Annotated in this window: 12 protein-coding genes; 7 read left to right on the top strand and 5 right to left on the bottom strand. The window is 38.8% G+C overall.

What is annotated here, in order from left to right:
• Positions 1-340 precede the first annotated feature (340 nt).
• Entirely contained in the window at positions 341-1,231 is an 891-nt protein-coding gene (locus tag ACXAF2_RS08560) for a TIGR01777 family oxidoreductase (RefSeq protein ID WP_475138170.1), read from the top strand.
• A gap of 41 nt (positions 1,232-1,272) precedes the next feature.
• Here the strand turns inward: ACXAF2_RS08560 and ACXAF2_RS08555 are convergent, their stop codons facing one another.
• Complete coding sequence (locus ACXAF2_RS08555) at positions 1,273-1,644, bottom strand: winged helix-turn-helix transcriptional regulator (RefSeq protein WP_475138169.1); 372 nt, start codon at positions 1,642-1,644, stop codon at positions 1,273-1,275.
• Between the two features lie 174 nt (positions 1,645-1,818).
• Between ACXAF2_RS08555 and ACXAF2_RS08550 the strand changes: the two genes are divergently transcribed.
• Positions 1,819-2,799, top strand: coding sequence for a zinc-binding dehydrogenase (locus ACXAF2_RS08550; protein WP_475138168.1), 981 nt, complete (start codon positions 1,819-1,821; stop codon positions 2,797-2,799).
• Between the two features lie 47 nt (positions 2,800-2,846).
• On the opposite strand, the gene ACXAF2_RS08545 is transcribed toward ACXAF2_RS08550, so the two are convergent.
• Both ACXAF2_RS08545 and ACXAF2_RS08540 read right to left on the bottom strand, forming a co-directional pair.
• The gene (locus ACXAF2_RS08545; protein ID WP_475138167.1) at positions 2,847-3,602 is read right to left on the bottom strand and encodes a sugar phosphate isomerase/epimerase family protein; all 756 of its coding nucleotides are present in this window, start codon (positions 3,600-3,602) and stop codon (positions 2,847-2,849) included.
• 21 nt (positions 3,603-3,623) lie between these two features.
• Positions 3,624-4,058 carry a MarR family winged helix-turn-helix transcriptional regulator gene (locus ACXAF2_RS08540; protein WP_475138166.1) on the bottom strand — a complete coding sequence of 145 codons (435 nt, stop codon included), beginning with the start codon at positions 4,056-4,058 and terminating at the stop codon, positions 3,624-3,626.
• Between the two features lie 171 nt (positions 4,059-4,229).
• Between ACXAF2_RS08540 and ACXAF2_RS08535 the strand changes: the two genes are divergently transcribed.
• The 3 genes from ACXAF2_RS08535 to ACXAF2_RS08525 all read left to right on the top strand — a co-directional run bounded on the left by ACXAF2_RS08535 (position 4,230) and on the right by ACXAF2_RS08525 (position 6,847).
• A complete protein-coding gene (locus ACXAF2_RS08535; protein WP_475138165.1) occupies positions 4,230-5,435 on the top strand; it encodes an MFS transporter in 1,206 nt (401 codons plus the stop codon).
• Between the two features lie 165 nt (positions 5,436-5,600).
• Complete coding sequence (locus ACXAF2_RS08530) at positions 5,601-6,068, top strand: flavodoxin (RefSeq protein ID WP_475138164.1); 468 nt, start codon at positions 5,601-5,603, stop codon at positions 6,066-6,068.
• Positions 6,069-6,085: 17 nt separating this feature from the next.
• Positions 6,086-6,847 carry a PD-(D/E)XK nuclease family protein gene (locus tag ACXAF2_RS08525; protein ID WP_475138163.1) on the top strand — a complete coding sequence of 254 codons (762 nt, stop codon included), beginning with the start codon at positions 6,086-6,088 and terminating at the stop codon, positions 6,845-6,847.
• A 41-nt stretch (positions 6,848-6,888) separates the two neighbouring features.
• Here ACXAF2_RS08525 and ACXAF2_RS08520 read toward each other — a convergent pair whose 3' ends face one another.
• Positions 6,889-7,164 carry a hypothetical protein gene (locus ACXAF2_RS08520; RefSeq protein ID WP_475138162.1) on the bottom strand — a complete coding sequence of 92 codons (276 nt, stop codon included), beginning with the start codon at positions 7,162-7,164 and terminating at the stop codon, positions 6,889-6,891.
• Positions 7,165-7,307: 143 nt separating this feature from the next.
• Between ACXAF2_RS08520 and ACXAF2_RS08515 the strand changes: the two genes are divergently transcribed.
• Positions 7,308-7,463, top strand: coding sequence for a DUF1540 domain-containing protein (locus tag ACXAF2_RS08515; RefSeq protein ID WP_082051198.1), 156 nt, complete (start codon positions 7,308-7,310; stop codon positions 7,461-7,463).
• A 1,441-nt stretch (positions 7,464-8,904) separates the two neighbouring features.
• Positions 8,905-13,557, top strand: a complete 4,653-nt coding sequence (locus ACXAF2_RS08510) for a S8 family serine peptidase (RefSeq protein ID WP_475138161.1) — start codon at positions 8,905-8,907, stop codon at positions 13,555-13,557.
• A gap of 72 nt (positions 13,558-13,629) precedes the next feature.
• Here ACXAF2_RS08510 and ACXAF2_RS08505 read toward each other — a convergent pair whose 3' ends face one another.
• Positions 13,630-13,812, bottom strand: coding sequence for an IS3 family transposase (locus ACXAF2_RS08505; protein ID WP_475139160.1), 183 nt, complete (start codon positions 13,810-13,812; stop codon positions 13,630-13,632).
• Positions 13,813-13,825 lie beyond the last annotated feature (13 nt).

Raw genomic sequence — 13,825 nt, 5'->3', positions numbered from 1 at the left:
TGATCATAGATTTGAGAAATAGCTATTTCTTTTGGCCCCGGCGGCTAATTAGTAGTCTAGTAAAAAATGGTAAGATTGACAATGAAAAAAATGGTAATATTCAGTATATTTTAACTATTAAAAATTCTTCAGGTGTCATATTTTCTAATTTTCCGGGGGGATTCTACAGTTATCTATTCATTTCGAGGAAAAATATTTTTCTGGGAATATTCCACTATTTTTTGTGCATAGATGAATATAATAGAGTTTTAGTTTAAGTGAATAGAAAAATTTGGTATAGTTTATGTGAAGGTATTCACATGGAAATTGCGTAATATAAACTTGGGAGTGGGCTGCTAATATGGAAAAGAAACTCGTTATAGCTGGTGGAACTGGTTTTATTGGTCAGTATCTTCAAACGAAATTTCAAGAGTCAGATTATAAGGTGACCATAATTTCTAGACATGCCCCTTACGTAACGTGGGATCGCACAGAAGATATTGTCGAGGCATTGGAAGGTGCCGAACTCCTCATTAATCTTGCAGGTAAATCTGTAGACTGTCGTTACAATGAGAAAAATAAAGCAGAAATTTTTCAATCCAGAACTGGGACAACCAGGATACTCGGGGATGCCCTGTTAAAGTGTGGAAACCCTCCCTCCCTATGGATAAATTCCAGTACTGCAACGATCTATCGCCATGCAGAAGATAGGCCGATGACGGAGGAAACAGGGGAAATCGGTGCAGGTTTTTCTGTAGAAGTAGCGAAGGAGTGGGAGAAGGCTTTCTTTTCATTTGATTTACCCTGTACTCGGCAAGCGGCCTTACGTATCGCCATCGTATTAGGTTCGGGTGGAGGAGTGATGAACCCCTACAAAAATTTGGTCAAGTTTGGGTTGGGAGGAGTGCAGGGACCGGGGAATCAGATGTTTAGTTGGATTCATATCGAAGACTTGTTCAGGATCATTTTATTTCTCAAAGACAAGAAGGGGTTAAGTGGTGTATTCAATTGCTCTTCTCCAGATCCTGTCACCAATCGAGAGTTTATGGAACACTTGCGTACTGTCATGAATAAGAAAGCAGGGCTGTCGACCTCAAAGAGGATGCTAGAAATTGGTGCTTTCTTTATTAAAACGGAACCCGAATTGGTACTAAAAAGCAGGTGGGTCGTTCCGAAAAGATTGGAAGAAGAGGGGTACCAGTTTAAATATGAAACGGTGGAAAAAGCCCTTCGGCATATACTTTCCCATTAGTCACAAAAAAGGACTTAACCAAATTTGGCAAGTCCTTTTCATCAATTCTCCATGAAATCATATGAAGTCCAACAGCGATTCATCGCAATGCCTTTTTGCTTTGCATACTCATCGCCCCATTTACACATTTCAAAAAGGGTCGTTTGCAGTTTTTTCCCCATTTCTGTCGTAGAATATTCAACACGTGGAGGAACTTCCTGATACACCTTACGGGCGACCAGTCCATGTTCCTCCAGCTCCCGAAGCTGCTGCGTGAGCATTTTTTGCGAGATATTTGGCATGGAGCGCTTTAGCTCATTAAACCTCTTGACTTCTTCATTTAAATTCCAAAGAATGAGTACCTTCCATTTCCCTCCGATGACGTCGATGACCAGATCGATGGCGCATTGGTATTCCTGATTAAGTTGTTTCATAGTACCTCCTTGAATAGGCGGAAGTTGGATCATTTAACTTACTGAGATACTTCCCAGGTTCCTAAACGGTAACTAGGATACTAAATAGTGCCTACTTGTGGTTTTTCCTTACAGTATATATTATATACCACGAGAAGAAAATCATTAAAATACTCTCCAAGGAGATGAATGTATATGAAAGCACTGCTTTTAAAAGATAAAGGATTATGGAAGGACATGAAGGTTGAGGACATGGAGACACCTTCACCACAAAAAGGGGAATTGCTTGTTGAAGTCCATGCTGTCGGTTTGAACCCGGTTGATTATAAAACAGCAACCAACGGAATGCCAGTCTGGTCTTATCCGCATATTCTCGGTCTTGATGTGGCAGGAGTGGTTGTAGAGGCAGGGGAGGGAGTGAACGGTTGGAAGAAAGGTGATCGTGTCGTTTACCATGGAGACTTCACCAAAAAAGGTGGCTATGCAGAATATGCGGTTATTAATGCTCATACCGTTTCCCGTATTCCTGAACAAGTTTCATTTGAAGACGCTGCTGCCCTTCCAACAGCGGGATATACAGCCTATCAGGGGCTTCACCGTAAACTGCCGTTGGACAAGATCGACACGATCCTGATTCATGGGGGAGCAGGCGGTGTCGGAGGATTTGGTGTCCAGCTTGCCAAGCTTGCTGGCAAATCAGTAATTTCCACTGCTTCCTCCCATAATCATGATTATGTAAAATCACTTGGCGCAGATTACGTAATCGACTATCGAGAAGAAGACGTGAATGCAAGAGTGATGGAAATAACAAATGGACGTGGAGTGGACGCCGTTGTAGATGCGGTGAGTAGACAAAGTGCTACAGACTCATTAGAGGCACTGGCGTATATGGGTCACATGGTTTACATTGCGGGAGCTCCTGATTTTACAAAAGTTAAACCATTCACAAAGGTTGTATCCTATCATGAAATCGCCCTGGGATCTGCCCATCAATCGAATGACATGGTTGCCCAAAAGGATTATGCTGTAATAGGAGACCAAATGCTTTCCTTAGTAGAGGAAGGGAAAATAGACACAATGTTAACAGAAGTAGTGAGATTGGAAGAAGTTCCTGACGCACTGATACGTTTATCAGAACGCCATGTAAAAGGAAAGATCGTGGCCAAATTAAAATAATGGTGATGAAAAAGGAGAGCCTGTTTTGTCAGGCTCTCCTTTTTCCATTATATTTTGTTCTGACGTAAATAATCTAAACTCATCCGGACGCTTTCAATAGGGGAGACCCTGGACTCATCCTGCTCGACGATCCACCAATCCACATCACTGTGAATACCATAGTCGAGAACAGAAGTGAGATCAACACCGCCCGTTCCCAGTTCGGCAAAAAATCTTTCCCCATCCGTCGTCATGTCTTTCAAATGTACAAGGGGGGTTCGTCCCTGATATCGTTTCAGCCATTCGACCGGTTCTTCTCCTGCAAAGGTCAGCCAGTAAATATCGAACTCTGCTTTCACCCAGTGAGGGTTCGTTTCATTCAGAATCATTTCCAGTGCCGGTTTCCCGTTTGATAAGGTCGTCAATTCGAATTCGTGATTGTGATAGCAAAGGGTGACTCCTTCGTTGAAACATTTTTCCCCAAATGAATTTAAATCATCAATCAATTGAATATAGTGCTTCTCTGTTCTTTCTTCAGGTGAAAGATACGGACAAACAATGTAGCGGCTTCCAAGCTCCAGTTGATCATGAATCACTTTGTCGACATCGGTTCTTAATTCAGATAGAGGAATATGACTTGAAGCGGCACGAAGATTCAGACTATCGAGTGTGCCCTTAAGCTCTTTCGGGGATAATCCTCCATAGCCGGCAATTTCCACACCGGCATATCCTAACCGGGCTACTTTTTGAAGGGTGCCTGTAAAATCTTTTTCCGTTTCGTTGCGCAATGTATACATTTGCAGGGCAATCGGTATTTGTTTCATGTCCAACCTCCTATTGCTACGCTATTTTCCAGTAATGTTCTCATTCATTTGAGCAAGAACACTCTTATATACTTCTAAGTCCTCCTCTGAAATCCCTTTAAGGATCGTCTCTTCATATAATCCTTCTATAAAAGGAGACAGTTCATCCTTGGTAGCCATTCCTTTTTTCGATATGAAAATGAGAAATGATCTTTTATCATCAAGGTTTCTTTGTTTGTAAATCAATTCCTTCCGTTCCAAAATGTCTAAGATCCTCGTTACGGTCGGCTGGTCTTTTTCTGATTTCATCGCAAGTTCTTTTTGACTAATTCCATCCTGCTCCGCTAATCGCTTCAACACCGTCCATTGCTCGGGTGTCACATCAAATTCCTTCAGATGAAAAGTAAGGAATCGAATAATATTCTTTACTGTATGGCTCGTATACAAACCAATGGATTCATCACGGGACATCGTCATTATTTTTCACCTACTACATTCATTTTCTTTTCTTTATCATACATGAAATTCAGGATGATATGAGAGGTTCGATAAAAGTAATTCTATATAGTTGTTGTAACAACTATATTTACAAATATACATGTTGTAGATATAATTAGTATGACAACTATTTGAATGAAGGAGAATTCTATGAGTCATTCCAATCAAACAACTATATGGACACGGCCATTTTTCATGGCATTAGTGAATAATTTTTTTATCTTTTTAGTTTTCTATTCGTTGTTAACCGTCCTGCCACTTTATGTGATCGATGAGCTTCACGGAACGGAAGGGGAGGCAGGTCTCGTTACAACGATTTTTTTACTTTCGGCCATCATTGTTCGACCTTTCTCCGGGAAGATCATTGAGCTGTTTGGAAAGAAAAAGACGCTGATCATTAGTGTCATGTTTTTTGGGATTTCATCATTCATTTACTTCTGGGTGAATGATTATTATCTTTTAATGGGGCTTCGTTTTTTTCACGGCATATGGTTTAGTATTGGCACAACGGTTTTAGTTGCGATTGCCGCAGACATGATCCCTCCCCACAGGAAAGGGGAAGGTCTTGGTTATTTTGCCATGTCAATGAACTTAGCCGTGGTAGTCGGACCGTTTATTTCGTTAGCACTTATTCAATGGATCCCTTATTCAGCATTGTTTTTGGGTCTTGCCTTTGTAATCGTCATTGGATTCCTTTGTTCATTCGGCATTCAAGTTTCGGAGGGAGACAGGGAGGAGACGAAAGGGTCTGGACGATTAACGTTTAAGGACTTGATAGAAGTTAAAGCGATTCCCATTTCCCTGGTAGGATTTTTAACCTCCTTCGCTTACTCCGGGATCATGTCGTTTATATCCGTCTATGCCAAATCTGTCGGTCTATTCGAATCCGTCAGCTTATTCTTTGTCGTCTTTGCAGCTGCTATGCTGTTTTCGCGACCTTATACAGGTCGCTTATATGACAGGTCAGGACCAAACGCGGTCATCTATCCGTCCCTTATTATTTTTGCCATCGGTTTGATTCTTTTGAGTGTCACTCATTCAGTCCTTTTATTATTGGTTGCAGGAACGCTTATCGGACTTGGTTACGGTGCATTGCTTCCGAGTTTTCAAACCATGTCCATTCAGGCTGCCCCTAAGAGGAGAACAGGGCATGCGACCGCTACGTTTTATATTTTTTATGACCTTGGCATTGCCGTTGGATCATTTGTATTGGGAGTCGTTTCATCCCAGTTTGGATTTTCCGCTTTGTACATCATTTGCAGTGGAATGATCTTCGTCACGATCGTGGTTTATAAAGTAGTAACCAATCGTGGGAAGCATGATGAAAATCAGAAAGCGGGCGTATTGGAATTGTAAACGAATATGTAAGTTAGCACATCTCAAGACAGGGGTGCTTTTTATTTACATTCTAATTGAGAATAATTTTCAATTAATAGTTGACAAATGGAAGGAAAGTTTGTATGGTTTACTTATAATGATAATGATAATTATTATCAATTAGGTATGCAGTGGAGGTTTATCATGACCAATAAAATTATAATGATCTATGCAAGCATGAGTGGAAATACAGAAGAAATGGCGACGGCCATCGAGACAGGTGTGAAGGAAGCCGGAGCTGAAATCGATGTAATTGATATAAATGACTGTCCAAATGTTCAGGTCCTTGAAGAATACGCAGGAATCCTGTTAGGGGCATATACCTGGGGGGATGGAGAGCTTCCATATGAGTTTGAGGGTTTTTACGATGACATGGACGAAGTGGATTTAACGTCTAAGATTGCCGCAAGCTTCGGTTCCTGTGACTCTTTTTATCCTAAGTACGGGGCAGCGGTGGATTTATTAAATGAGAAATTGCAAGAAAGAGGAGCCCGTTTGATTCATGATGGTTTGAAAGTGGAATTAACACCAGAGGATGAAGATGAGGAGGCGTGCAAAGAATTTGGGCGCACATTTGCTAGTGAGCTCTTGTTCAGTAAACAAGAGGGCTAGAGAAAGGAGAGGCATTCGTGAACTATTCACTTTCGATTAAAACATTATCGGATATACATTTAAAAGAATTCATCAATTGTCCCCACAAGTTTTACTATCACTACATCCAGCGTGAAGAAGCAAGTAAAGTTGAATGGAAGAAAGTTATGCAGTTCATTGTGAACCAAGTAGTGAAGGACTTCTTTATGCTTCCCGTCAAAATGAGGACTCCCATCAAAGCACTTGAACTCATCGAGAAGCACCTTACCTCGATTAAAACAAACATCTTTGATTCGAAGATTGATTATTACTTAGTGGTGGCAAAAGTGACGGATTACTTAATGCAGGATTTAACGCAGAACTATGGGACATTACCGCCTCTTTTTATAAATGAAAAGTTTCGACAATACTTCGAAGAGCTTGAAACTCACTTATCCCTCACGATAGAAGTGGCAGAATGGGAACAAGAATCGTTCACAGTCACCAAGTATCTTGTCGATACCAATCACGAAATGATCACCTTGTATTATTATTTGACAGTGGTTTTCTGTGAACGATCCTTTGGAAGACTTCCTTCGTCGATCAGAATCGTTTCCTTGTTAAATGGAGAAGAATTCGTCCATTCCCCGTCACCGACAGAAATGAAGAAAGGATTGCATTACATAGAGAAATTAAAAGATATGCTGTCTGCACCTCTATCATCCAGTACCAAACCGAATGGGGAAGTATGTTTGAGCTGTCCTTTTGTGGAGGTATGTGCCAATAATGAAATAGAATTTCTTTTTCAAAAAAAGCATTAAAAGAAGAAGAGGACTTACCGTATTTCGGTAAGTCCTCTTTCTCATTCAATTAAAGTGGATGCTGATTGTTTATCAAAATTTATTCGGGCAACTTTCTTCTCGTTTTTAAACAATATATAATGGGCGGTGGCAACTTTTTCTTCAACATAATCAATAGAGAAAGTCCCTGATGGATCTGTAAGACTCCCAATTGCGCGGGATAAATGATCGATCACATGCTTTAAATGATCTGTCTTCTTCAATTCATTATCAGAATTCATTTGATCCATGATTTCAAATGCAAGATTTTGAACATGATACAGACGTCTTTGCTCCATACTGAAGATTCTCCCTTCATATCAAACATATCTCTTTGATTATATGGTGAAAGCTTCAGATATATGATGATTACTCCCCAAGAATCAGGTATGAAACAGGGTGAAATAGTACACTCTAAAGATAATAAGGGAGGTGTTTGAAAATGGCACAAGACGTATTATGTGAAGTAAGCAACTGCAAATACAACCGTGAAGGCAAGAAGTGCTCCGCAGACCAGATTTTCGTTGTCAGTCATAAGGGAAACAAAGCCCACAACAGTGAAGAAACTGATTGTAAAACATTCGACCCTGGTATGTAATGGAAGAGAAGGCAACCATAGGCGTGGTTGTCTTCTTTTTATATAGTATTGATAATAATTCTCATTCTTATACAAAAAATGCTCACAATAGTGAGCTATTAGTATGGAACTAGCCTACTTATCACCTATTTTATAGGAGATATGAACATTCATTATTTCTCATATAAGGAATATGAACCAGCTGAGAAGCTTTTCAGCCTTAATGCAAAACAGAGGTCGCCTTGACATGTGTCCTGGAGTGTTTTTTACTGGTATCAATCGAAAAAAATCTGGGCCGAACTTTTACAAGCGGGTTGGAGAAGTATTATTGTGGTAATCTTTGTGTTCTTCGGAACCTTTTAAAAAGGAATTATTTAATGGTTTGGGGCCTGGCAGATGTTTATCTGCTAGGCATTTCTTGTTTATTTTGAGAAAAGTCCTGTTTCAGCTTGATTTCGTGCTGATAGCCGATTTTTTTCTAACGTATTTTTTCCTGTTTCAAATATATCTGTCACATATCTATGTGTACGGTCTTCGCATGATATCAACATTTTAGCAATTTCACAGTGTTAATGGGATCAAGCCTGTCAAAAAAATCAAAAAGAGAGGTAATGAAGCAATGGAAAGAAACCTGCATAATATCAGCTTGTAAAGATTATAACGAAAAGCTTACTCATTCTGGTGTTAACGGTGAAAGATTAGCATAGGCTGGATGAGCTTTCAAAAGTTTGCCTTTTGTAAAGTGTTGGAGTCACACGCCCAGGCTATTTATCAGATGAAAAAGAGCAAAAGAATTAGTGGCGTACTGGATGGAGAGTAACGACTTGGATGTATCAAACGAACCGGCCCTATTAATAAGCAGATTCGGGTCCATGTAGAATTCTAGCAATGGTCTAAAAACGACATAATAAGCATTTTTTTTCGAAGAATAATAGAAAGTATCGAAGCATGAAATACTCTTAGTTTATGTCATCTTATTGGTAGATAGTGTAATGGTCAGATTGTCACTTTGTGCTGAACTTTTCCTACTTATAGATTGTACAGTTTATCTACTTTTCATTTTTTCCTGTGTGCCTGATAATCGAAATGATTACTATTTTCCCAAGGGTAAAACCTAGCGAGTTGTTTTGCAAAAAAAGTGTAAGTATTTTTATGGGAATTTGTTGAAAAGAGTAGAAATAAGGCAAAAAAAAGAGAGTGAAAACCCCATCTCGATTATGGGTATTTAGTTCTAAAGTAGTGAGATAACTATAAACTTAAGCTACCTTACTAGGGGGAAGAAAAAAACATACCCCAAAAGTCATAGATAAAACCCCGATAGCTACTAATAGTAAAGCGTAATATGATATTGAATATAATTTTCAAAATCTTAAGAAAGGAAGAGTTTATTACTAGTATTCTGAAACATAGGGTAGGGGGGACATTTTGTTTTTAAAAAAAATAGAGAGAAAGGGAGAGTCGATTGAAAAAACGTCAAAAATTGAAAAAGTTCTTAGCCATAGGGATGGTATCATTATTAACCATTTCAGGTTCATCGACTTTTGTAGGAGCTACAAGTGTAGGAACTGCAAATATTGAATCGGTTAAACCTGATGAACTGATTAGGCGAGACCGATCAGTTCAAGAGAGTGAAGTTATACCAACAGAACTAAAAGAAAATGAGAAAGTTCGTGTTATCGTTGAATTAGAAGGAGAACCAGCAATCTCCTATTCTATTGAAAAAGGTATAAAATATAAAGATTTATCAGAAACAAAAAAAGTAGAGTTGCAATCAGAAGTTCAAGATGAACAAAAAGAGTTTATAACAGATGTTAAAGAAGAGAAAATCGATTTTAAAGTTGAAAACAAATTTACAACAGTTGTTAACGGTGTCAGTGGAGAAATCGAGTATGGTCAGATTGATGATCTTGAGAGTTTACCTAATGTAGAATCTGTCAATCTAGTAAATGAATATGAAAGACCGAAAGAAAAACCAAATATGGAGACTAGTAAAAAAATGGTCCAAGCCATTCAAACGTGGAATACTGGTTATGATGGAAAAGGAATGGTTGTTGGTGTCATTGACACAGGAGTTGATCCCTCTCATCCAGATATGACACTAAGCCCGGATCCTAAGCATAAACTTACTAAGGAAAAAACGGATTCAATAATCTCAGAAAATAGCCTACCTGGACAATATCATAGTTTAAAAGTTCCGTATGGCTATAACTATGCAGATAAAAATCAAGAAGTTCGTGATCTTGGTCCAGATGCCTCGATGCACGGGATGCACGTTGCTGGAACTGTTGGAGCAAATGGTGACGAAAGTGGAAACGGCATTAAAGGTGTTGCTCCAGAAGCACAGTTATTAGCACTAAAAGTATTCAGTAACGATCCTGTTATGCCTACTACTTGGGGCGACATTTATGTAAAAGCGATAGACGATGGGATTAAGTTAGGTGCGGATGTTTTGAATATGAGCTTAGGTGCAAGCGCTGGATTTGTTGCTCCTGATAATTTGGAGCAACAAGCAATTGAAAGAGCTGTTAACAGTGGAGTATTAATGGTGATTTCTGCTGGAAACTCTGATCGGATCGGTAGTGGAGGTCCTAATCCATTAGCATCTAACCCTGATATTGGTCTAGTTGGGTCTCCCAGTGTGGCAACTAACTCTATTTCAGTAGCAAATATTGAAAATAACTTTATTCATTTAGACCAAATGAATGTGAAAATTGGAGACGAAACGCTTCCAATTCCGTTTAAGAAACAATCTTCTCCAGATCCATTGGAGGTATTTAGTACTGATAAGGAACTTGATGTAGTCTATGTTGGTAGTGGGACGTATCATGAATATGAGGGTAAAGATGTAAAAGGTAAAATTGTTTATGCAGTGAGGTCTTCAAGTATTATAGCCTATGATACTATTCGATATTATGCTCAAGAATATGGTGCTGCCGGGGTTATCGTCAGAGGACATGTTTCCCATGGAGACTATGTAAGCATGAAATTAACAAACCCAAAAATCCCGCTTGTTTCTATAGGAATTAGTGAAGGGAATACTCTTGAGGAGAAAATAAAAGCTGCAGGTGGTACAGGGAAGGTTACATTTACTGGTGATGAAACGTCGGTTGTAAATAGCGCTGCAGGTAGAATGTCAACTTCAACTTCTTGGGGTGTGACTCCTAGCTTGGAATTAAAGCCTGAAATCACTGCACCAGGGGGACAAATTTACTCAACCTTAAATGACGGAAAGTATGGACTAATGAGTGGAACTTCAATGGCTGCACCTCATGTGTCAGGGGGAGCTGCATTAGTACTTCAAAAAGTTCAAGAATTATTCCCGAAATTACAGGGCGCGGATAAAGTAAAAAGAGTTAAAACGCTCCTGATGAATACAGCTAAACCAGTTCAAGATCCAGATAACAATAATAATTTTTACTCTCCACGTAGACAAGGTGCTGGCATTATGCAGCTACATGCAGCAATTAATGCACCTGTTTACGTTGTGCGAAAAGGCACAAATGATGCAAAAGTTGAATTGAAAGAAATCAATAAAGACAAATTTGAAATGACGTTAACGGCAACCAACTTTAGCGATAAAGATGTGACGTACAATGTGGACACATCCGTTTTAACAGATGCCATTTCAGATGGAAGAAACGCCCTGAAATCGCAGGTGATTTCTAAAGCCGCTGTTAGAACTGATTCACCGACTCTAACATTATTTCCAGGTCAATCAAAAGATTTTACAATAAGAATTGACCTAACAAATGCTAAAGCTGAGTTAGAAGCAGCAATGAAAAATGGTTATTTTGTAGAAGGATTTATCACTCTGAAAAATGAATCTCAGGATGCCGCACTTCCGGATATTTCTGTACCTTATGTAGGTTTTAAAGGTGATTGGAATGCACCTCCAGTGCTTGACGCTACAAGGTTTGATCCTTCCCTTTCATACTACGGTTATTCGGGCTTTGTTGATCACAAAAATGTATTTACGGGTAAAAATTACTTAACAAATGAATACAGTATAGAAAAATTAGCGATTTCTCCAAATGGAGATAATCGAAAGGAATCAATTGCACCTATACTTCAATTTTTAAGAAATAGTAAAACGGTTGAATATAGCATTACAGATGCAAATGGGAATACACTCCGTAAGTTAGGAACAGATAAGGAGCAACGTAAGAATGACTCCACTTATACATTTGAACCTACTTATACTAGATGGGATGGAAAGGTAAATAATAAGTTAGTTCCAGAGGGTTTATATTACTATACCATCAAAACACAAGTGGACAACCCTGGTGAGTCACAACAAGTAGTAAAATTCCCTGTATCTGTTGATACCACTGAACCCGTTATCTCAAATGTTGCTTACAGTAAGAAAAAGCTCTATCTTAATGCTCAGGATAGCAAAGGCAGTGGTATTGATGAGATCTTGATTTATAATCGTGACGATAAAACAGAGATGATAGATTGGATCATTCCACCTAAAGGAAAAACAGAGTTCGAGGTTGATTTAACAAAGTTTAACATCTTGGACAATATTCGGATTGTTGTATATGACAATGCAGGAAATAGATCTGAATTTAATGTATATGCTCCTGATAATACGATTCCATATATTTTTTCGGATTCACCAGCACCAAACGGTCAGTATAGGACCCGTTCAAAACCTTTAACAGGATACGTAACGGACGATTCATTAGTAAAACATTTAAAAGTCAGAAGTGACAAACTTGTTGGTGGTCCAGTAAAGAATCTGGAATTAATATATGACCCAGACTTAAAGCGTTATAATTTCTCCACGCAGATCACCTTTAGTGAAGACGGTGTTCATGAAGTGTTCTTTGAAGGCGAAGATGTAGTTGGAAATAAAATTGAATTCCTTCGAAGAATCTATATCGATACTCAAAAGGCTGACCTTACAATTACAGGTTTACCAGAGAATAATATTGTTGCAAAAGATGGTGAGGATCCAGAAGTAACGGTATCTATTTCTGACAACTTTGATGCCTTCCGTTTAACAGTGAATGGAAGCGAAGAAGCTAGTAGAGGTTTTGAACAACCGTATGAGCAAAGACATTTAAATTACGAGCATAAAATGACGCTAAAATTAGTTGAAGGTAGGAATGATTTTGAATTTAAAGTAACAGACTTATCAGGAAATATTACATGGAAAACTGTTTCAATTATTAAAGGAGATACTTCTGATCAAAAACCTCAAATCCAAAAGCTAGTTGGAAAAACGCGCTATACAACCGCTGTGGAAATATCCAAAGCTGGCTGGGACAAATCTGATACAGTGTTTTTAGTAAATGGATTGGGCATTGCAGATGGACTAACGGCTACACCACTAGCGTCAGCGAAGGATGCTCCTATCCTGTTAACAACCAAAAACTCTTTGCCGGAGGAGACTCTTGCTGAAATCGAGCGGCTTCAAGCGAAGAAGATTGTTTTCATTGGCGGATCGGGTGTTATTTCAGAACAACTAAAGAGTAGTCTCACTGCTAAAGGATATCAGGTAAATCGAATTGGCGGGAAGACTCGATATGAAACTTCACTTCTTATTGCCCAGGAGCTTGATAAGCTAATCGATACCCAAATAGTATATATGGCATATGGACACGGAGAACCGGATGCTTTATCCATTGCAGCTCAATCTGGAAAAGCAAAACAGCCGATTATTTTAACTGAGAAAAATGCTGTACCTTCAAAAACCTATACATGGTTAAAAGGTGAAGCATTAGAAAATGCTTATTTTATCGGCGGTAAAGGGGTCGTATCCCCAGCCATCCTGGATGATATGAACGATATTACAGGCAAAAATGTATTAGACAATCGTCTAAGCGGTGTAAATCGCCAGGAAACCAATGCAAAAGTAATACAGACGTTTTATAAGCAAGAAGAATTGCGAACAATCATGGTAGCTCACTCTAATACAGATAAATTGGTGGATGCTTTGGCAGCAGGGCCACTGGCTTCTAAATACAATGTACCGGTATTATTAGTGTCAAGTAAACTTGACACATCACAATTCAATGCTTTAAAAGGAAAACGAGCAAATGATGTTTATCAGATTGGCGGAGGTATTGATAGTTCTGTTATAAATGGGGTTGTAAATTTATTGAATTAAGGAAGAGATATAAAGAATATATAAATAAGCCATCTGAACTGTACCCTTAAAATAGACAGTAAAATAAATGACCTAAACTGCTAAGAGGTGACCCCGGAATTGTTCTGGGGTCATTCTATTTAATCCCCATTGATACCTTGAGGAATTGTAGTACTCCACGTAATCTTCTACTTTAATTTGTAATATATCTAGTGTTCTACAACTAGTGGCATCCAAATGTCTTTCATATGTCCAAAGAATAATCCATAGATGCATTATCCCAACAGTT

The sequence above is a fragment of the Rossellomorea sp. ABR4_004 genome (assembly GCF_056159585.1).
The sequence above is the reverse complement of the archived record's forward strand: the minus strand, read 5'-3'. Positions and strand labels throughout refer to the sequence as shown.